Origin of the sequence: Azospirillum sp. RU38E (genome assembly GCF_900188385.1) — a bacterium.
Classification (GTDB): Bacteria; Pseudomonadota; Alphaproteobacteria; order Azospirillales; family Azospirillaceae; genus Niveispirillum.
The window spans coordinates 143519-163102 of record NZ_FZOI01000001.1; the positions used below are offsets into that span (position 1 = coordinate 143519).

Annotated in this window: 15 protein-coding genes; 9 read left to right on the plus strand and 6 right to left on the minus strand. The window is 64.2% G+C overall.

Annotation, left to right across the window (positions count from 1 at the left end):
- The first annotated feature begins 2 nt into the window (after positions 1-2).
- The 3 genes from CHB97_RS00625 to CHB97_RS00635 all read left to right on the plus strand — a co-directional run bounded on the left by CHB97_RS00625 (position 3) and on the right by CHB97_RS00635 (position 4118).
- Positions 3-1871 carry a DUF885 family protein gene (locus tag CHB97_RS00625; protein WP_089286005.1) on the plus strand — a complete coding sequence of 623 codons (1869 nt, stop codon included), beginning with the start codon at positions 3-5 and terminating at the stop codon, positions 1869-1871.
- Between the two features lie 61 nt (positions 1872-1932).
- Positions 1933-2865, plus strand: a complete 933-nt coding sequence (locus CHB97_RS00630; protein WP_089286006.1) for a 5'-methylthioadenosine/S-adenosylhomocysteine nucleosidase — start codon at positions 1933-1935, stop codon at positions 2863-2865.
- 218 nt (positions 2866-3083) lie between these two features.
- A complete protein-coding gene (locus tag CHB97_RS00635; RefSeq protein ID WP_256387107.1) occupies positions 3084-4118 on the plus strand; it encodes an ABC transporter substrate-binding protein in 1035 nt (344 codons plus the stop codon).
- Between the two features lie 11 nt (positions 4119-4129).
- On the opposite strand, the gene CHB97_RS00640 is transcribed toward CHB97_RS00635, so the two are convergent.
- The 6 genes from CHB97_RS00640 to CHB97_RS00665 all read right to left on the minus strand — a co-directional run bounded on the left by CHB97_RS00640 (position 4130) and on the right by CHB97_RS00665 (position 8785).
- A complete protein-coding gene (locus CHB97_RS00640) occupies positions 4130-4429 on the minus strand; it encodes a DUF6429 family protein (protein ID WP_200819763.1) in 300 nt (99 codons plus the stop codon).
- Positions 4429-5016: a Uma2 family endonuclease gene (locus CHB97_RS00645; protein ID WP_160105440.1), complete on the minus strand. Its 588-nt coding sequence runs from the start codon at positions 5014-5016 to the stop codon at positions 4429-4431. Before CHB97_RS00645 ends, CHB97_RS00640 begins: the two co-directional genes overlap by 1 nt.
- A 78-nt stretch (positions 5017-5094) precedes the next feature.
- The gene (locus CHB97_RS00650) at positions 5095-6000 is read right to left on the minus strand and encodes a peptidylprolyl isomerase (protein WP_089286009.1); all 906 of its coding nucleotides are present in this window, start codon (positions 5998-6000) and stop codon (positions 5095-5097) included.
- A gap of 62 nt (positions 6001-6062) precedes the next feature.
- The gene (locus CHB97_RS00655) at positions 6063-7337 is read right to left on the minus strand and encodes a hypothetical protein (RefSeq protein ID WP_089286010.1); all 1275 of its coding nucleotides are present in this window, start codon (positions 7335-7337) and stop codon (positions 6063-6065) included.
- Positions 7331-8134 (minus strand): hypothetical protein, encoded by an 804-nt coding sequence (locus CHB97_RS00660; RefSeq protein ID WP_089286011.1) that lies wholly within the window; start codon positions 8132-8134, stop codon positions 7331-7333. The genes CHB97_RS00655 and CHB97_RS00660 overlap by 7 nt, the downstream gene beginning before the upstream one ends.
- Positions 8135-8173: 39 nt before the next feature.
- Positions 8174-8785 carry a TetR/AcrR family transcriptional regulator gene (locus CHB97_RS00665; RefSeq protein WP_089286012.1) on the minus strand — a complete coding sequence of 204 codons (612 nt, stop codon included), beginning with the start codon at positions 8783-8785 and terminating at the stop codon, positions 8174-8176.
- A 244-nt stretch (positions 8786-9029) separates the two neighbouring features.
- Here CHB97_RS00665 and CHB97_RS00670 point away from each other — a divergent pair, with 244 nt between their 5' ends.
- The 6 genes from CHB97_RS00670 to CHB97_RS00700 all read left to right on the plus strand — a co-directional run bounded on the left by CHB97_RS00670 (position 9030) and on the right by CHB97_RS00700 (position 19583).
- Positions 9030-11969 (plus strand): 2-oxoglutarate dehydrogenase E1 component, encoded by a 2940-nt coding sequence (locus CHB97_RS00670; protein WP_089286013.1) that lies wholly within the window; start codon positions 9030-9032, stop codon positions 11967-11969.
- A gap of 58 nt (positions 11970-12027) precedes the next feature.
- Positions 12028-13245 (plus strand): 2-oxoglutarate dehydrogenase complex dihydrolipoyllysine-residue succinyltransferase, encoded by a 1218-nt coding sequence (gene odhB / locus CHB97_RS00675; RefSeq protein WP_089286014.1) that lies wholly within the window; start codon positions 12028-12030, stop codon positions 13243-13245.
- A gap of 216 nt (positions 13246-13461) precedes the next feature.
- The gene (locus CHB97_RS00680) at positions 13462-15708 is read left to right on the plus strand and encodes an ATP-binding protein (protein ID WP_089286015.1); all 2247 of its coding nucleotides are present in this window, start codon (positions 13462-13464) and stop codon (positions 15706-15708) included.
- A gap of 136 nt (positions 15709-15844) precedes the next feature.
- On the plus strand, positions 15845-16501 hold the full coding sequence (locus CHB97_RS00685) for an OmpW family protein (RefSeq protein WP_089286016.1): 657 nt from the start codon (positions 15845-15847) through the stop codon (positions 16499-16501).
- 191 nt (positions 16502-16692) lie between these two features.
- Positions 16693-17815, plus strand: a protein-coding gene (gene prfB / locus CHB97_RS00695; RefSeq protein WP_143270659.1) for a peptide chain release factor 2 whose coding sequence is annotated in 2 segments (ribosomal slippage) — positions 16693-16761 and positions 16763-17815 — 1122 coding nt in all. Because the reading frame shifts where the segments join, the coding sequence is not laid out codon by codon here.
- Positions 17816-18017: 202 nt separating this feature from the next.
- Positions 18018-19583 carry a PAS domain-containing sensor histidine kinase gene (locus CHB97_RS00700; protein ID WP_089286018.1) on the plus strand — a complete coding sequence of 522 codons (1566 nt, stop codon included), beginning with the start codon at positions 18018-18020 and terminating at the stop codon, positions 19581-19583.
- Position 19584: the final 1 nt, after the last annotated feature.

Sequence of the window (19584 nt, forward strand, 5' to 3'; positions counted from 1 at the left end):
CCATGGTCATTTCCCCCTCCCGCCGCGCCATGCTGGGCGGCGTTGCCGCGGTGGCGCTGGGCCTCGGCAGCGCGCTTCCCGCCCTTGCCCAGGCCGCCGGCCCCGGTCCGCTGACCCTGTCGCCCGCCGCCACGCCGAAGGACAAGGGCGATGTGGCCGCCCTGAATGCTTTCCTGGAAGAGGTGTATGAGGCGGCGCTGTCATTGTCGCCGGAAACGCAGACCTATCGCGGGCGCAAAACCAATTATGACCGCTGGGATGATGACAGCGACGCCTTTGCCGATCTGGCCGTCGACCGTACCCGCCAGGCGTTGAAGCTGCTGCGCCAGGGCTGGGACCCGGCCAAGCTGCCGCCGGCCGCGCGGCTGAATTACCGGCTCTATGAGAATGAGTGCGAGATGGAGATTGCGGCCCACCGCTGGCGGGCCTGGAATTATCCGCTGAACCATCTCTGGGGCCGGCATACCGGCATCCCCAGCTTCCTGGTGAATGCCCATCAGGTGGCGGATATCGGCGATGCGCGGGCCTACCTGGCCCGGCTGGAGGGGATTCCCCGGCTGATCCAGCAGACCATCGATCGTGGCTATGACAGTGCCGCCAAGGGCATCATCCCGCCCAAATTCTCCCTGACCCGGATGCGGCCGGATATCCGGTCGATCATCAGCGGCGTGCCCTTCGATGACAGCGGCGATGACAATATGCTGTTCATCGATTTCAAGGCCAAGGTGGATGCGCTGAGCATTCCCCAGGCGGAGAAAGACAAGCTGGTGGCCGATTGCCGCCGCATCCTGGTGGAAAAGGTCAAGCCCGCCTATCAGGCGCTGGACGTGGCCGCCGGCAAGCTGGAGGAACAGGCGACCGAAGCGGATGGTGTCTGGAAGTTGCCGGATGGCGATGCCTATTACCGGCTGGCCGTGAAGCTGCAGACCACCACCGACATGACGCCGGACCAGATCCACGCGCTGGGCCTGAAGCATGTCGGCCTGTTGCAGGCGGAAATGCGCGGCATCATGGAAAAGGTCGGCTTCAAGGGCAGCCTGCAGGAATTTTTCCAGCATCTGCGCACCGATCCGAAATTCTATTTCAGCAATGATGAGGCCGGCCGCGCCGGCTATCTGGCCCATTGCGAGAAGGTGCTGGCCGATTTCACCGCCCGGCTGGATGAATGGTTCATCACCAAGCCCAAGGCCCCGCTGGTGGTGAAGGCGGTGGAGCCCTACCGGGAAAAGACCTCCCCGCCGGCCTTCTATAACCAGCCCTCGCCTGATGGCAAACGGCCCGGCATCTTCTATGCCAACCTGTCCAACATGCAGGAAATGGCCAAATGGCAGTCCGATGCCATCATCTATCATGAAGGCATTCCCGGCCATCACATGCAGATCGCCATTTCCCAGGAACTGGGGGATGTGCCCAGCTTCCGCCGCTTCAGCCTCTATGGCGCCTATGTGGAAGGCTGGGGGCTCTATTCGGAGATGCTGCCCAAGGAGGTGGGGTTCTATCAGGATCCCTATGCCGATTTCGGGCGGTTGACGACGCAGATCTGGCGGGCGGTGCGGCTGGTGGTGGATAGCGGCATCCATGCCAAGAAATGGACCCGCCAGCAGGCCATCGATTATTTCGTGTCCAACACCCCGCTGAACCGCGATCAGGTGGAGCGGGAGGTGAACCGCTATATCGTCAGCCCCGGTCAGGCCACCAGCTATTATGTTGGCATGTTGCGCATCATGGAGCTGCGCGAACAGGCCAAGCGGGAACTGGGCAAGAAATTCGACCTGCGCCAGTTCCACGATCTGGTGCTGCGCACCGGGGCCGTGCCGCTGGAAATATTGGCCGAACAGGTGAAAGACTGGATCAAGACGCAGAAAGCGTAAGGATTGAACCAGACGCGGCGGGCATCAGATTGCCCGCCGTTTTTCTTCTATGGGGTATGGGATGCGACGTCTGCTTGCTTTTGTTCTTCTGCTGGCGGCCCTTTTCCTGCCGACAACTGGCTTTGCCGCCCCGGCGCTGGACACCACACCGCGCATTGCCGTGATGTCGGCCTATGCGCCGGAACTGGTGGTGCTGTTGGCGGCGACCCGGGACAAGCAGACCTACAGCGTCAATGGCATCGACTTCACCACCGGCACGCTGGGCGGCAAACAGGTGGTGCTGGTGCTGTCCGGCATCAGCATGGTCAATGCCGCCATGACGACGCAGATGCTGGTGGACCGGTTCGATGTGCGGGCCCTGCTGTTCAGCGGTGTCGCCGGTGGGGTGGATGGCGGCCTGCATATTGGCGATGTGGCCGTGCCCGGCCGCTGGGGCCAGTATCTGGAAACCCATATCGTGCGACAGACGGCGGATGGTTCCCTGGCGCCGGTGCCCTGGGCCAGCCTGCCCTATCCGCCGATGGGCGTCTTCCAGCCGTCCAACGCCTATGTAAGGCGGGAAGGCAAGGCGGAACCGGAGCGCAAATTCTGGTTCGCCGTTGATCCCGCCCTGTTGGCACTGGCGGAAAAGCTGGTGCCGACGGTGGTGCTGGATCGCTGTGCCGCCAACAGAACCTGCCTGGAAACCACGCCCAAGGGTGTGGTGGGCGGCGATGCCGTCTCCGGCCCCGCGTTCATGGATAATGCGGCCTGGCGGGACTATCTTTCCCGCACCATGCAGGCGCGGGTGGTGGATATGGAGACGGCGGCCGTGGCCCTGGTGGCCGAACAGAACCATCTGCCCTTCATCGCCTTCCGCAGCGTCTCCGACCTGGCGGGGGCAGACCCGGATACCAATCGGATCAACACCTTCCTGGGGCTGGCGGCCAGCAATGCCGCCAAGGTACTAACCGCGTTCCTGGCAGAAATGCCGCCCATAGATCGTAAGAACTAATCCGTAAAGATGTGTCTACCTATCCGATTGGGTGGGAAAACCCGGCTTCAAACCGGGCGGGAACGATCTACAATCAGTCAATGAAGCTATGGTGACAAATAGCGAAGCTGGTTGAATTGTTGCAATCCGTCCTCTCCCGCCGTTTTTTTCTCGCTACGGGTGCGGCAGCCGGAATTTGTTCCGGTCTGCCGGCCCGGGCCCATGCGGGCCGCCTGCGGGTGGCCCTGGCTGCACCGGGCCGGCAGTCCGACCCGTTTTGGCAAATGTCTGCGTCGATCATGCGGGCGGCGGCCCGCGATCTGGATATTGACCTGATCATCGAATGGGGCGAACGCGACCGCAGCCGAATCATTGCCTTGGGCGAAGCGCTGGTCGATCAGCAGCCCGATTATCTGCTGGTGGTCAATGAATATCGCACGGCCGTCCCCATCATCCAGGCGGCGCAGCGCCGTAACATCCCCTGCCTTCTCACCTTCAGCGGCCTGATGGAAGAAGATGTTGCCATGCTGAATAATGGCGGCGGGATTCACTATCTGCTGGGCTCCCTGATGCCGGATAATCTCGGGGCTGGCCGTTTCATGGCCCGCGCCTTGATCGAAACAACAAGGCGGGCCGGCCTGTCCAGGGATGGCAAGGTGCCACTGATTGCCATCGGGGGCACACGTTCCACCTCCTCGGCGCTGGATCGGCTGACCGGGCTTTATCAGGTGTTACGCGCCGATCCCGCCGCCCAGCTGCTGGATGAGGTATCGGTGAACTGGAGCCGGGAGGAGGCCTATCAGCGCACGCTGGCCCTGCTGCGCCGCCAGCCGCAGGTCACCGCTGTTTGGGCGGCCAATGATGATATGGCGCTGGGGGCCATGCAGGCCGCCATTGATCTGGGCCGGCGCCCCGGCGGCGATATTTTCTTCGTCGGCCTGAACTGGCAGCGGGAAGCGCTGGATGCCGTGGCTGACGGGCGGATGCGCCTTTCCATGGGTGGCCATTTCCTGGTCGGCGCCTGGGCGCTGGCCCTGCTGCGCGACCATTATGACAGCGGGAAGGCCCCCATTACCGGCGTGCGTGAAGTGGTGAAGCTGGCCGTGATGGATCGGGAACGGGTGGCCCTTTACCGCCAGCATTTCGGGGGCGGCGGCTGGGAAAGGCTGGATTACCGGCGTTTCCGCCAGGGCGACGCCGCCCCCGGCTTTGCGGTGGAGCCGCTGCTGGCCCAATTGCCGCCAGCCAAACCGCTGGGCGATTTCCGCGGCTGAACGGGCCGGGGTCAGCCGCGGCGCTGAAACAGCGCCGCCACCGCTGCCTTGCCCTGTGCCAATCCCTCATTGGTCAGGTACAGGCTTTTACGTTTGTTGCGGGCATCATCGATCAGCCCCATGGCGTGCAGCTTATCCAGCACCGACCAGTCATAGCCTTTCCAGGTCTGATGCAACCCCTCCCGCCCCAGATAAAGCAGGGCCAGGGCGGCCTTGGCCACCGCCTCCTCATCAATCTGGTCCCAGTCAACGCGGTGCTGATCGACCAGCGCCTGTATTTCCGGTGTCATCCAGGGCTCAAAGCGAGACATCAGGCTTCTCCCTCTGCGGTCAGCAGGCTGGTGCCTGCATAGATATCGGCCAGGGACAGCTGAACATCCAGCAGGGCCAGGGGCAGCAGCGGCTGGCGGCTTGTCACCAGATCAATATGCCAGGGGCCGCCCGCTTCGGCGCGGTGATAATGGGTGATGCGGGCGGCCTTGGTGTCCAGCACCAGATAATGCCGCAGCTCCGGCATTTCCCGGTACAGTTCCCATTTCCAGCTGTAATCATCCTCCGCCGTGGATTTTGACAGAACCTCCGCCACCAGCCCGGCGCCGCCGATGAATTGGTCTTCATCGCGCACCGGGCGACAGGTGACAAATACATCCGGATAGACGACATCCTGGGCGTGATCGGGGGCCAGCTTCTGGTTCTGCTGGAACGCCTCGCAGCCGTGCTGGCGGGCGGCAGGGGCCAGCAGCAGGAACAGGTTGCCGGCGATGCGGTTATGCACCACCTGCCCACCCGCCATCATGCGGATGATGCCGCCCAGAAATTCGTAACGATCCTCCGCCTGGGCTTCCCAGGCCAGGAACTCATCACGGCTGTTGATGCGGTAGCGTCGTGCCTCGGCCATGCCAGCCTCCCTCATCCTCGCCCCATCATAGGCCGAAACCGGGCCGGGATGAAGGGAGGCTGAAGGGCGCCACGTGCGTTACCCCGGTATCCGCCGCACCGGCGGCATGGCGTTGCACAGGTCGATATGGCCGGCGGGTCGGATGAAGAAATCATCCTGCCGTTGCCGCCGCGCCTCCAGCCACTGGCCATAGCTGGCGCTTTGGCCAGACAGGACGTGGATTCTCTCCCGCGCCGCCGCCGGCACGTCGGCGGCCAGTGTCACGGATTTGATGGCGGTGCGCTGTTCCGGCTTCTCATAGAAGCCCAGATTGCCGGTGCCGCGGGGCAGGGCCGTCAGATGTTCCATCCCCCACAGCACCCTTCCCACCACGGTGATCACCCGGTCCAGGGCGCGGGGGCTGTGGCCGATGACGGTGTAAAGCTCTGCCCCGCTGCCGCTATCCACCGCCATGTCGCGGCCCACACCGACAATGCCATAGCAATGGGTCATCCAGGCTTCGCCGGTCTGCCGGTCACGGGCGGCGGGGAAAATATCGGAAATCCCTACTTCCGGGGCGAAGGCATCCGGGTCGGGCAGGGGGGTGAAGGGCAGGCTTGCCACGCCGCCGGGCACGGTGAATTCCGGCGCCAGCTTGTCCTTGGCCGTTTTCATCGGGCGCGGGGTTTCTTCCGGCATCCCCCATTGGGTGACGTAATTATCCTGCACCCGCACCACGGCGGTGCCGTCATACCAATGTTCGCGCGCCAGCTTGCGCATATTCTCCACATGTGCCGGCGCGAAGCCGGGGGCCAGTTCCACCACCACCCGGCCCGTTGGCAGCTCTATATATAAGGTGTTCTCCGGCACCGGTTCGCGCCAGTCCGCCAGGGGGGAGCTGTCCAGCACCTCCTTGGGCGTGGGATGGCGCGTTTCGGCCGCATCGGCAGGGGCCGCCAGAGCCAGGGCCAGGGTCAGCAGGGGCAGGCTACGGGCAAGGCGCATTTTGTTTATTCTTTCCGTCGGGATTGCTGTGCTGCCCACTGTCCCAGAAGCGGCGGTTTCCCTCAAGGTTCCAGCTTTTTGCCGGTAAAGGGGTTCCAGCCCTTGGCCGCCAGCACGGCCCAGGCGGTGGCCCCCAGATGCGGCTGGCGGAAATAGAAGAAATCCGCCTCCTTGCTGTCCGGCCCGATGGCAAAACCGGTGCTGAGCTTCGCCCCCCGCGTGGCCCAGAGATAGCCGCCGGGGCTGATATCCCCGGTCAGGCTTTCCAGCAGCGCGGCCGCCTTTTCCGCCTGACCGGTGGCGCGATAGGCAAGGGCTGCCTGTGCCGTGCCCTCCACCCACACGCCATCGCGGTCGGCGTTGAAATCAAACCCGCCTTCTACGCCGTGCGCCTGTTCGGCATAGCTCAGCGCGCGTTGCCATTCCGCCGGCGCATCGGCCAGCAGCAGGGGCCAGAGCTGGGCATCCAGGCCGGAATTGCCCTCATTCACTGTGGCGCCATCCTCCAGCGTGCCGGTGGGGAACCAGCCCTTGTCCGCCCGCCAGATGGCATCCAGAAAACCGCGCGCCTTGACCGTGCCATCCGCCCAGGGGCCGGGGGTGCCGGCGCGTTGCAGCCAGCCGAACAGGGCCAGCAGATCGGTATTATGCTCGGTTGATTTCCAGTTCAGCTTCACCGGCTGGACGTCATAGCCATGCAGCCCGCCGGTAAAGCCTCCTTGGCCGCGCGTATCAGCAGCATTGTCCAGCACCCAGCGGCCCAGCTTGGCGGCCCCCTCCTGAAACCGCTGGTCGCCCGTCGATTCCGCCAGCGTCAGCAGGGCCAGCCCGGCCCAGGCGACATTGCCGGTGCTGGTGCCCACCTGATAGGCGTCTTCCGCCCAGCGGCCCGGCTTTTCCTGCCACCAGCCATTGGGCGGGATGGGCCGTTCCTGCTGTGGCCCGGCGCGATAGGCGGTGCGCAGCCGCCCCGCCACCGGCCCGGCCCGATCCTCCAGCGTGGCGGCCAGCAGCGCCTCCCCAATCCGTCGGGCCTGGGCGCGTTCACCGCAGGCGGTCAGCGCAATGACGGCCAGGGCATTGTCATAGGTGAAGGCGGCCGTCTTCAAGGCCGGTTCCGCCGGCGCGCCGCTGCCGCTGGCGGCATCATAGCTGCGCAGGAAGGCGGGGCCTTTGCCGGGGATGCTGTCCACGGCGATGGACAGCGAACCACACAGCCGGTTGGAGAGCAGCTTGGCCGCATCCACCGGCCGTTCCGCCGCCATCACCGGCAAAGCCGCCACCAGGGTGATGCCACAGACCAGCGCCCGCGCTAGAGATTGCCGGAACCTCACCATGCCTCTTCCTTCTGCAAGGCTGAACTGGCGCAATCATAGTCGCGTATCGTCACGGAAATCTGCCCCTTCTGTGCCGCCAGCCAATAGGTCTGGCGGATGTCGGCGCCATGATCGTCGCAGGCCCAGAAGGGGACTTCCGCCGGCGGCCCGCCCCGGGCCAGGGCCTGCCAGGCCGCCTTGCTCAACACCAGGGCGCGGTCGGGCCGGGCGGTGGAGTGCAGCAGGTGCAGTCGGCCCGTGGTCGGGTCGATGCCGGCAGCGGCGTAATATTGTTTGGAAGTGGGCAGCACATTGGTCTGGAACAGGAATTCCAGGGCCTTGCCATCGCCGTCATAATCAGCCAGCGCCATGATGGGGACCGGCGGGCGGGCCTGGACGCGGGCGGTGAAGGCGGCGATTTCCGGCGCTCCGGCCTTTGCCAAATTCCCATCCCGGTCTTGCACTGGCCAGCGGGGCAGGGCGGCATTGCCGATATCCAGCCCAGCAAGGTCGCTGTCCCGGAAGGCGGGGCCAAGGCCCAACCGATCCAGCAGCCCCCCATCCGCCCCACGCCGTTCCAGAAACAGCGCCCCCTGTTCGCCATAGGCGAAACCGTTGCAGGGGCCTGTATCGGCCGTTGCCAGATCATCCAGCCCGCAGAAGGGACGGGTCGGCCCATCCCAGACCAGCCGCCATGTCTCGGGCCGTCCCGCCACGGAAACCTGAATTTCCTCCCGAACCGTGCTCGTCTGCGCCAGGGCGGCGGGTGCGGCCAGCAGCGACAGCAGCAAGGCGAGCCGGGTGATCATGGGGCGCATCAATGACAATCCTTCAGCAAGGTAAGGGCCCGTCCGCCATTATCCCCGCGCCCGCAACCCGGCGGCAAGGGTGGCGACCAGCTCTTCCATCAACAGATCGGGATCGGTGCGGGAGACACGGGCCAGGTTGCCGGACACGATCCCCTCGCACAGGCCATTCACGGAGGCCCAGATGGTGGTCGCCGCGCGTTCCAGCCGCGCCTCGTCCCCATCGGGGATCAGCGGGGCGATGGCGGCCTCCACCCCGCGTCGGAGTCGGGCCACTTTTTCCAGAAACCAGTCGGGGGCAGGCTCATCCGTTGTCGGTGGACGGTTATCGATCAGGGCCAGATACAGGTTCAAATGGGTAGAGGCGAAGGCCAGATAGGCACGCGATTGCGCCAGCAACCGCTGTTCGGGACTGGCCTGGGGACCACCCGCCGCCAGATCGGCCGCGCCCACCGCCGTCGCCAGCTGTTCCAGCAGTGCCGCATTCAGATGCAGCTTTACCGTGTCCAGGTTGGGGTAGAGATTATACAGCGTGCCGACAGAACAACCGACGGAGAGTGCCAGTTGCCGCGCCGTCAGGGCACCCACACCTTGGTCGGCAACCAGACGCCTTGCCTCCTGCAGCACAACCTGGGCAAGTTCGGCACGCGGCGGACGGCTCATGTGATTTTTTCCCGAAAATCCTGGACCTTCTGCGAAGCGACATTATCTGTACCGCGTGACCGTGGCAGCAAGGTTTAATGAAAAATGTAACGTTTCTGACCGTGCTACAGACAGAAGGCAGACACCGCAGAGCTGCATATTGAAGCCACGCGAACCCTGACGTAAAACCCATCGCGGAATTTTACGCTACTGCACCCGGCCCGGCATTCACGAAAAATGTCGGGCGCATCGACCGGAACTCCCAATGGCCCCCTACGATCAAGCCCCGAGCGAGCGCTATTCCTTCCTTTTTGGCGCCAACGGCACCTTCATCGCGGAACTGTACGCCCGGTATCAGCAGGACCCTAACAGCGTCGATGCCAGCTGGCAGCGCTTCTTCGCCGAGCTGGGCGATGAAGGCCAGGCCATCCTGGCAGAGCTGAATGGTGCCTCCTGGGCGAAGAATACCGCCAAGGTCATCGGCGCCGCCGATCCGGATGCGCCCGTTGCCAAGCCGGGCAAGGGGGATGCGAAGGGGGACAAGGCTGCCGCTGCTGCCCCGGCCCCGGTTGCCGGCATCAGCCCGGCGCAGGTCCGTCAGGCCCAGCTGGACAGCATCCGCGCCCTGATGCTGATCCGCAATTACCGCGTCCGTGGCCATCTGCTGGCCAAGCTGGACCCGTTGGGCATGGACAAGCGCGCCCAGCACGCGGAGCTGGATTACCGCCATTACGGCTTCACCGATGCCGACCTGGACCGCCCCATCTTCATCAATAATGTGCTGGGGATGGAAACGGCGACGCTGCGCCAGATCGTGGATGCGCTGCAGCGCACCTATTGCGGTCATATCGGCGTGGAGTTCATGCATATCCAGGATCCGGAGCAGAAGGCCTGGATTCAGGAACGCATCGAAGGCATCCGCAATCAGACGGATTTCACGACCCTGGGCAAGAAGGCCATTCTGCAGCGCCTGACGGCAGCGGAAGGGTTCGAGAAGTTCCTGCAGCTGAAATATACCGGCACCAAGCGTTTCGGCCTGGAAGGCGGCGAGGTGCTGGTGCCCGCCATCGAACAGGTGATGAAGCGCGGCGGCCAGCTGGGCCTGAAGGAGATTGTGCTGGGCATGGCCCATCGCGGTCGCCTGAACGTGCTGACCAACGTGCTGGGCAAGCCCTTCAAGGCCGTGTTCAGCGAATTCCAGGGCAACCCGGCCAACCCGGAAGATGTGCAGGGTTCCGGTGACGTGAAGTACCATATGGGTACCTCCAGCGACCGTGACTTTGATGGCAACACCATCCACCTGTCGCTGTCGCCCAACCCGTCCCACCTGGAAGTGGTGAACCCGGTTGTCTGCGGCCGCGTGCGCGCCAAGCAGTGCCAGATTTCCGGCCAGGTGCCGCCGTCGGACGAAAGCCGCAACCAGGTTCTGGGCGTGCTGCTGCATGGCGATGCCGCCTTTGCCGGCCAGGGTCTGGTGCCCGAGACGCTGTTGCTGTCCGAACTGAAGGGCTACCGCACCGGCGGTATCATCCACTTCATCATCAACAACCAGATCGGCTTCACCACCGCCCCGCAGTACAGCCGTTCCGGCCCGTACCCGACGGAAGTGGCCAAGTCGATCCAGGCGCCGATCTTCCATGTCAATGGTGACGATCCGGAAGCCGTCATCCATGTCAGCCGTATCGCCATCGAATTCCGTCAGAAGTTCCTGAAGGATGTCGTGGTCGACGTGGTCTGCTATCGCCGCCAGGGCCATAATGAAGGCGACGAGCCGGCATTCACCCAGCCGCTGATGTACAAGACCATCGCCAAGCAGGAGACGACGCGCCAGCTCTATGCCAAGCAGCTGGTGGCCGAGGGTGTGGTCAGCCAGGAAGAATCCGACGGCATGGTCAATGAATTCATGGGCCATATGGACCAGGAATTCCAGGCCAGCACCTCCTTCAAGCCCAACAAGGCCGACTGGCTGGAAGGCAAGTGGTCGGGCCTGAGCGCCGCTGGCGCCCAGTATAATCGTGGCACCACCGCGGTGCCGGTGGATGTGCTGAAGGAAGTGGGGCTGGCCATTTCCCGCACGCCGGACGGCTTCAACACCAACACCAAGGTTGCCCGCCAGCTGAAGGCCAAGCAGCAGGCGATTGAAACCGGTGAAGGCATTGACTGGGCCACCGGTGAAGCCCTGGCCTTTGGCACGCTGGCCGTGGAAGGCAACCCGGTTCGCCTGTCGGGCCAGGATGTGGGCCGTGGCACCTTCTCCCAGCGCCATTGCGTGCTGACCGATCAGGTCAATGAGGAGAAGTATGTCGCGCTGAACCATATCCGTCCCGGCCAGCAGGCGACGTTTGAGGTGCATGACAGCCCGCTGTCCGAAGCCGCCGTGCTGGGCTTTGAATATGGTTTCTCCCTGGCCGAACCGCACGCGCTGACCATCTGGGAAGCCCAGTTCGGTGACTTCGTGAACGGCGCGCAGGTCATCATCGACCAGTTCATCAGCTCGGCCGAATCGAAGTGGCTGCGCATGTCCGGTCTGGTCATGCTGCTGCCGCACGGCATGGAAGGCCAGGGTCCGGAACACAGCTCCGCCCGCCTGGAACGCTTCCTGCAGAACTCGGCGGAAGATAACTGGCAGGTCTGCAACATCACGACTCCGGCCAATTATTTCCACGCCCTGCGCCGTCAGCTGCGCCGCGATTTCCGCAAGCCGCTGATCGTGATGTCGCCGAAGTCGCTGCTGCGTCACAAGCTGTGCGTCTCCCCGCTGGCCGATTTCACCGGCGACAGCACCTTCCACCGCGTGCTGGGCGATGCCGCCCCGGATCTGGTGGCGGGCGCGCAGGTGCGCCGCGTCGTGCTCTGCTCCGGCAAGGTCTATTACGACCTGTTCCAGGAACGCGAGGCGCGCGGCATCAAAGATGTGGCCATCGTCCGCCTGGAACAGCTCTATCCCTTCCCGCATGAGGCGCTGGCGGTGGAACTGGCCAAGTATCCGAACGCCGATGTGGTCTGGTGCCAGGAAGAATCGGAGAACCAGGGTGCCTGGAACTTCGCCGATCGCCGCATCGAAAAGGTGCTGACGGCCATCGGGCACAAGGCCGGTCGTCCGAAATATGCCGGGCGTGCGGCATCGGCGGCCCCGGCCACCGGTCTGCTGCGCCGTCATAACCAGGAGCAGGCGAAGCTTCTGAACGACGCGCTGTCGGTCTGATCGATCCCAATCAACCTATCCAACGTATTTTCACGGCAAACGACAAAGGTCCGCAGTCATGGCGACGGAAATCAAGGTGCCGACCCTCGGCGAATCGGTGACGGAAGCAACCGTTGCCCGCTGGCTGAAGAAGGTCGGCGACACGGTTCAGGTGGATGAGGCGCTGGTTGAACTGGAAACCGACAAGGTTACCCTGGAAGTCAACGCCGCCGCCGCCGGTACCCTGACGGAGATCGTGGCCGGCGAAGGTGCCAACGTTGCCGTTGGCGCCCTGCTGGGCACCATCAGCGAGGGCGGTGCCGCCGCCGCGCCGAAGCCGGCTGCCGCCGCTGCTCCGGCGCCGGCCCCGGTCGCCACTCCGGCCCCGGTTGCGGCCGCCGCCGCCGCCGGCGTGATGCCGGCCGCCCGCAAGGTGGCCGAGGATAACGGCGTCGACCCGACCACGCTCGCCGGCACCGGCAAGGATGGCCGTGTCACCAAGGGCGACGTGATCCAGCATCTGGAAACCCCGAAGGCTGCCCCGGCTCCAGCCCCGGCCCCCAAGGCTGCCGCCCCGTCCGGTCCGCGCAGCAAGGCCGACCTGGAAGAGCGCGTGCGCATGAGCCGCCTGCGCCAGCGCATCGCCGAGCGTCTGAAGGAAGCGCAGAACACCGCCGCCATGCTGACCACCTTCAACGAGGTGGACATGACGAACGTGATCGCCATGCGCAACCAGTTGAAGGACGCTTTCGAGAAGAAGCACGGCGTGAAGCTGGGCTTCATGTCCTTCTTCGTGAAGGCCTGCCTGGTGGCCCTGAAGGAGCTGCCGGCGGTCAATGCGGAGATCGACGGCACCGATCTGGTCTACAAGAACTATTACGACATCGGTGTCGCCGTCGGCACGCCGCAGGGTCTGGTGGTTCCGGTGGTCCGCGATGCCGACAAGCTGTCCTTCGCCGGCGTGGAAAAGACCATTGGCGAACTGGGCAAGAAGGCCCGTGACGGCAAGCTGTCGATGGAAGACCTGTCGGGCGGCACCTTCACCATCTCCAACGGTGGTGTCTATGGCTCCCTGATGTCCACGCCGATCCTGAACACCCCGCAGTCGGGTATTCTGGGGATGCACAAGACCATGGACCGCGCCGTTGTCGTCAATGGCAAGGTCGAAGTGCGCCCGATGATGTATCTGGCGCTGTCCTATGATCACCGCATCATCGATGGCCGCGAGGCCGTGACCTTCCTGGTGCGCGTCAAGGAATGCATCGAGAACCCGGAACGCATCCTGCTGGATGTCTGATCCGGGCGCTTGTCGCAGGTGAGTGGGGAAGGGGCCGTCCGCAGGGGCGGCCCTTTTCTTTTGCCTCTTCTTTTATGAGAGGCTCCCGATCATTTTGTCCCCGTGACATTCATGCGTTAACATGATTGAAGCATCGATTAGGGTTAGATGGACCCGCCCGCCTTCGGGCGACCCGCTTTATCGGCAGGATGATTTCAGGGGAAGGCCAGCGGCATCATGGAACTGCTGAAGCAGCTGCATGTCCCGACATTGATGCTGGTGTTCATCGCCACCAGCCTGTCGCTGACCATTGTCATGGCCGTCTATTGGTGGCGGCAGCGCAATATCCCCGGCCTGGGCTATTGGACCTTGTCCAGCATCGTTGGCTGTCTGGGGTTCAGCTTCCTCATCGCGCGCGGCTATATCCCGCTCTGGCTCTCGGTGATGCTGGGCAACCTGCTGGTGGGGTTCGCCCTGGTGCTGGTGCTGGTGGGCATCCGCCGCTTTTCCGGCCGACCGCCGGGCTGGGCCACACCGCTCTGGACCCTTTTCATGCTGGTCGGCGTGCTGGTTTATGATGTGCTGACGCGGGACGATCTGGTGCTGCGCTCCATCCTGGCCTCCATCTGGCTGTGCGGGATCAACAGCGCCAATGCCTGGGAAAGCTGGCGCTCCGGCCGCCGTACCCGTCAGCATCTGTGGATTTTGCCGACCGGCATTTTCGTCATCATGGCCCTGGTGATGGTGGCGCGGCTGACCGACCTTGTCTTCAGTCCCCGTCAGCTCTTCTATTTCTCACCCAGCCCCAGCAATGGGCTGAACCTGCTGCTCTCCACCGTCGGGGCCAATCTGGGCTGTCTGGCGATGATGGGGGTGACCAATGAATGGCTGCAGCGACGCCTGCAATTGCAGGTCTCCGCCTCGGCCCGCTATGCCCGCCAGCGCGATCAGGCGGCCCAGCGGGCCGAAGCGGCCAGCCGGTCCAAATCGGTGTTCCTGGCCACGGTCAGCCATGAAATCCGCACCCCGATCAATGCCATGATGGGGGGGCTGGAAATTCTGAACGGGGCCGGGGGTGACCGGCTGGCCACCCGGCGCGCGCTGTCGGTGATGGAGAAGGCCGGGCAATCCATGCTGTCACTGCTGGAGGATCTGCTGGATCTCAGCCGGATGGAAGCGGGGCATCTGTCATTGTCCAGCGAACCGGTCGATCTGCACCAGCGGCTTTATGATGCGGTGGAGCTGATGGCCGGGCGGGCGGCAACCGACGGGCTGTCGCTGGATATCGCCATCGCGCCCGATGTACCGCGCTATGTCAGCACCGATCCGGCGCGACTGCGCCAGATTCTGCTGAACCTGATCGGCAATGCCGTGAAATTCACTGAAGAAGGCGGCATCCATGTCGCTGTGACCCGCCAGCCCCTGCCGGTGGGCGACAAGGCCGGGGCGCATGGCGTGCCGCTGCGCATCACCGTGGCCGATACCGGCATCGGCATCGCCCCAGAGAAGCTGGCCCATGTGTTTGAGCCCTTCTATCAGGCCGAAGCGGGGGACAGCCGCCGCCATGGCGGCGTCGGCCTGGGCCTGTCGATCTGCCATAAGCTGATCCGCATGATGGGGGGCAATATCAGCGTGGACAGCAGCCTTGGCCACGGCACCGTTTTCACGGTCGATCTGCCGATGCCGCTGGCCATGATGCCGCAACAGGGTGGCGCCACGGCGCGCAGCCTGCCCCGCTGGACCCGGCGGCCCCAGGTGATGCTGGTGGAAGATGATGAGGTGAACCGCTTCGTCGCCCAGCAATTGCTGAACCGGCATGGGGTGGAGGTGATCCAGGCCCCTGATGGGGAAACGGCGCTGGCGCTGCTGCGCCAGCAGCCCGTTTCCGCCGTGCTGATGGATATCGGAATGCCGGGGCTGGACGGGTTCGAAACCACGGCCCGGCTGCGGGCCGGCGGTGGGCCCATGGCGCATGTGCCGGTGATTGCGCTGACCGCTAATGTGCTGCCGGAAACCGTGGCCCGCAGCCGCATTGTCGGGATGCAGGGCTTCATCGCCAAGCCGATCCGGCTGGAGGAGCTGTTGACGGCGCTGGCCGGGGTGATGCCGCCGGACGGGTTGGGGCCGGTGGAGATGCCGGCCCCCGTGGTGGCCCCGCCACCGGCTTCCATGGCCGCCCTGCGTGGCCGTCTGGGCGATGGCCCCACCGACCAGCTGCTGGCGCTCGCCGGGGAACAGGTGGCGCAGGCCCGCCGGGCGCTGGCCTTCGATGCCACACCCGATCGGGTGGAACTGCAAGGCATCGCCCTGCGGCTGGCCGATGCGCTGGATGTGGTGGAACTGGCCACAGACGCGCAGGCCCTGCGCGATTGTCTGGCCCTGCTGCGTGGCGATCAGCCGCTGGGCACGGGGCAGGCCGCCATGGATGCCATCCTGGCCGGTGCCCAGGCACGGCTGCCCCGGCCGCAACAGGCGGCGGCATAAACAAACGCCGAATTGATCCAAGTCAGAGAAACAGCGTTCATGAAGTTATAGAAAAGCTCCTGTAGGACGCGCCAAGGAGAGCGCGCCGCTGGGAAGATGAAATATTCGCCCGGCACATGATATAGGAGCCTCTGTTATGAAAAAGACTGCCCTGGCTGCCGCCATTGGTGGCGCCGCCCTCCTGATGTCCGCCGCCACCCCCGCCATGGCGGAGAAGGCCGCCGGGGATTTGCTCGTTCGTGGCCGCGTGATTTTCGTGTCGCCGGATGAAAGCAGCGATCTGAAGCTGGGCAACGCCGCCATTCCCGGCCATGCCTCCCTGGATATGTCCGTCGTGCCGGAACTGGATTTCAGCTATTTCTTCACCGACAATATCGCCGCTGAGCTGATCCTGGGCACCACTCATCACCATCCGAAGGCCAAGGCCACCCCGCTGGGCGCCTCGGTTGATCTGGGCGATGTCTGGCTGCTGCCGCCGACGGTGACCTTGCAGTACCATTTCAACCCGAAGGGCCAGATCAGCCCCTATGTCGGCGCTGGCCTGAACTACACCTTCTTCTATGGCGAAGATCCGGGCCAGGCCCTGGATACCAAGTATGACAATGGCTTTGGCTATGCCCTGCAGGCCGGTGTGGATGTGGAGCTGACCAAGAAATGGTCGCTGAACCTGGACGTCAAGAAGCTGTGGCTGAACACGGACGTGAAGGTCAATGCCGGCCTGCCGTCCCTGATCAATGCCGATGTTGATATCAACCCCTGGATCATCGGCGTCGGCGTCGGCTACCGCTTCTGATTTGGCTGGGTTAAGCCATGTGAAGGGCCGCAGGGGCTTTCCCTGCGGCCTTTTCGCGTTCAGGGCAGCGGCTATGCCCGGTCATGGGCGTGATAGGGCTTGGCGCGGCGGGCGTGCGCCGCTACATACAGTGCTCCCTAAATGTTGGCCGCCCCCGGGTGGTCCACCCTTGTGATCATCAGGAGCCGCCCATGCGTGCCGAGATCCAGGCGGTGATCGAGGCTGTTGAACAGTCCTTGGTCCTGCTGAGGAGGCATCTTTGACTGGGAGAAATCCCTTTTCCGCCTCGACGAACTGACCGCCCTTTGTGAAGACCCCAACCTCTGGAACGATGCTGAGCGTGCCCAGAAGCTGTTGCGGGAGAAAAACCAGCTGGATTCGGGCCTGAACGGCACCAGGCAGCTGGAACGCGACATGAAGGATAATCTGGAACTGCTGGAGATGGCCGAGGCCGAGGGCGATCAGGATATGATCACCGAGGCGGAGACCGCTCTGCTGGGCCTGAAGGACCGCGCCGCCAAGATGGAGCTGGAAAGCCTGCTTTCCGGTGAGGCGGATGCCAACGACGCCTTCCTGGAAGTCAATGCCGGTGCCGGTGGCACGGAGGCCCAGGATTGGGCCCTGATCCTGCTGCGTATGTATACGCGCTGGGCTGAACAGCATGACTATAAGGTGGATTTGCTGGACGAGACGAACGGCGAAGAAGCCGGCATCAAGTCCGCCACCATCCAGATCAAGGGGCACAATGCCTATGGCTGGCTGAAGTCGGAAACGGGCGTTCACCGTCTGGTGCGCATTTCCCCGTTCGACAGCCAGGCGCGGCGACACACCTCTTTCTCCTCCGTGTCCGTCACCCCGGTGATCGACGACAAGATCAATGTCGAGATCAACGAGAAGGATGTGAAGGTCGATACGTTCCGCGCCAGCGGGGCCGGCGGCCAGCACGTCAACAAGACCGATTCGGCGGTGCGCTTCACCCACATTCCCACCGGGATCGTGGTGTCGTGCCAGCAGGAACGCAGCCAGCACAAGAACCGCGCCAAGGCGTGGGACATGCTGCGCGCCCGCATCTATGAGATGGAACTGCGCAAGCGCGAAGAGGCGGCCAGCGCCCTGGAAGCCACCAAGACCGATATCGGCTGGGGCCACCAGATCCGCTCTTACGTTCTGCAGCCCTATCAGATGGTGAAGGATCTGCGCACGAATGTGGAAACCAGCGACAGCGCCGGCGTGTTGAACGGCGATCTGGACCGGTTCCTGCAGGCGGCCCTGGCACAGCGCATCCAGGGCCATGGGGATCAGCAGGCCGGCTGACGGTCCCTGATTCCGACGGCCATAATCCGATATGATGGTCACCCGGCAACAAAATGTTGCCGGGTGACTGTTTTTGCCGCACAACATTTGACAGTTTCCCGGGGAATCTGTCGGTTTCCGTTCCCGGTCCGGAAAATTTCAAACGAAATTCATCGAATGTCGCCCCTGGCGGGCGTCTTCGGCTTTGCGCAGGGATTGCCGCATGATCGCAGCGGATACGAGCGGGTTTCCTGACCCGACCGGGTTCGGCCTGGGTGACGGGCGGTTGATGGCTGCCTATTTCGAATCGACCCAGCAGATGCTGATCCTGCTGGACCCGGACGGGCTGGTGCTGTCTGCCAACCGGGCCGCCCTGCGCAGTGGTGGTCTGCTGCTGCAAAGCCTGATCGGCCGTCCCCTCTGGTCCACCCCCTGGTGGCAGGGGGCAGCGTTGGAACAGGAACGGCTGCGCGCCGCCATTCTGGCCTCTGCCCGGCGCGGCGCCACCATCCGCATGGATTTGCAGACCGGCCCCGGCTTCATGGCGCCGCTGATCTTCGATCTGGCGCTGACCCCGATCCTGGATGAACGCGGGCGCGTTCATCGCCTGATGGTGGAAGGCCGCGACGTGACGGAGGCGCGGGAGATTGAGACCGCCCTGCGCACCAATGAACAGCGCCTGCGCGACATGGTGGAAGGCTCGGTGCAGGGCATTGTGGTGCATCAGGGCGGGCATATCCTGTTCGCCAACCCGGCCTTTCTGGAAATGACCGGCTATGCCGATCTGGGCGCGCTGCGGCGCGCCGGTATTTCCAGCATCATCCTGACCAGCGAGCTGGAAACCGCGCAGATGGAATGGCAGCGGCTGCTGGCGGGCGATCAGCTGCCGGTGCAGCGCAACCGGATGCTGCGCTGTCAGGATGGCGCCTTGATCTTTGTCGATGTGCTGGCCCGTGCTGTGGATTGGGATGGGCATAAGGCCATCCAGGCCACGCTGGTGGATGTGACGGCGCAGACCCAGGCCGCCACGGCAGAGGCGGCCCGGCTGGCGGCGGAGGAGGCATCGCGCGCCAAATCCGCTTTCATCGCTACCATGAGCCATGAGCTGCGCACGCCGCTGAACGCCATTTTGGGCTTTGCCGGCATGATCGCCGCCGATGCCGGGCCGGATGATCCCCATGCCGAATATGCCGACGATATCATCATGGCGGCCCGGCATCTGCTCTCCCTGATCAATGACATGCTGGACCTGTCGAAGATCGAGGCGGGGCGGCTGGTGCTGGACCTGTGCTGGATTCCGCTGGAACATGAATTGCGCCAGGTGCGCCGCATCGCCCAGGGGCTGGTCCGCGCCAAGGAACTGGCCTTTGATCTGGAGATGACCGGGGCGGAGGGGGTGCAGCTGCTGGGCGATGAACGGGCGGTGCGCCAGCTGCTGCTGAATATCGTCGGCAATGCGGTGAAATTCACCCCTGATGGAGGTTCCATCCGCATCAAGGTGGGGCTGGAGGCGGATGGCGACCTGACCATCGTGGTGGCCGACAGCGGGGTGGGCATCCAGCCCGATGATCTGCACCGCATCTGGCGGCCGTTTGAACAGGTGGGCCGGGTACAGGACCATCAGCATGGCACGGGGCTGGGCCTGTCCATCGCGCGGGCGCTGGCGGAACTGCATGGGGCCAGCGTTTCCGTGGAAAGCCGGCCGGGCGAAGGCACGGCCTTCAGCTTCCGCTTCCCGGCCAGCAACGTTGCCATCGCCCAACCGCCGGGCGAGCGCCCGGCGGCGTGAC

Coding starts and splice junctions, on each gene's coding strand:
- CHB97_RS00625 (WP_089286005.1), top strand. CDS start 3: ATGGTCATTTCCCCCTCCCGCCGCGCCATGCTGGGCGGCGTTGCCGCG.
- CHB97_RS00630 (WP_089286006.1), top strand. CDS start 1,933: ATGCGACGTCTGCTTGCTTTTGTTCTTCTGCTGGCGGCCCTTTTCCTG.
- CHB97_RS00640 (WP_200819763.1), bottom strand. CDS start 4,429: ATGTCTCGCTTTGAGCCCTGGATGACACCGGAAATACAGGCGCTGGTC.
- CHB97_RS00645 (WP_160105440.1), bottom strand. CDS start 5,016: ATGGCCGAGGCACGACGCTACCGCATCAACAGCCGTGATGAGTTCCTG.
- CHB97_RS00650 (WP_089286009.1), bottom strand. CDS start 6,000: ATGCGCCTTGCCCGTAGCCTGCCCCTGCTGACCCTGGCCCTGGCTCTG.
- CHB97_RS00655 (WP_089286010.1), bottom strand. CDS start 7,337: ATGGTGAGGTTCCGGCAATCTCTAGCGCGGGCGCTGGTCTGTGGCATC.
- CHB97_RS00660 (WP_089286011.1), bottom strand. CDS start 8,134: ATGCGCCCCATGATCACCCGGCTCGCCTTGCTGCTGTCGCTGCTGGCC.
- CHB97_RS00665 (WP_089286012.1), bottom strand. CDS start 8,785: ATGAGCCGTCCGCCGCGTGCCGAACTTGCCCAGGTTGTGCTGCAGGAG.
- CHB97_RS00670 (WP_089286013.1), top strand. CDS start 9,030: ATGGCCCCCTACGATCAAGCCCCGAGCGAGCGCTATTCCTTCCTTTTT.
- odhB (WP_089286014.1), top strand. CDS start 12,028: ATGGCGACGGAAATCAAGGTGCCGACCCTCGGCGAATCGGTGACGGAA.
- CHB97_RS00680 (WP_089286015.1), top strand. CDS start 13,462: ATGGAACTGCTGAAGCAGCTGCATGTCCCGACATTGATGCTGGTGTTC.
- CHB97_RS00685 (WP_089286016.1), top strand. CDS start 15,845: ATGAAAAAGACTGCCCTGGCTGCCGCCATTGGTGGCGCCGCCCTCCTG.
- CHB97_RS00700 (WP_089286018.1), top strand. CDS start 18,018: ATGATCGCAGCGGATACGAGCGGGTTTCCTGACCCGACCGGGTTCGGC.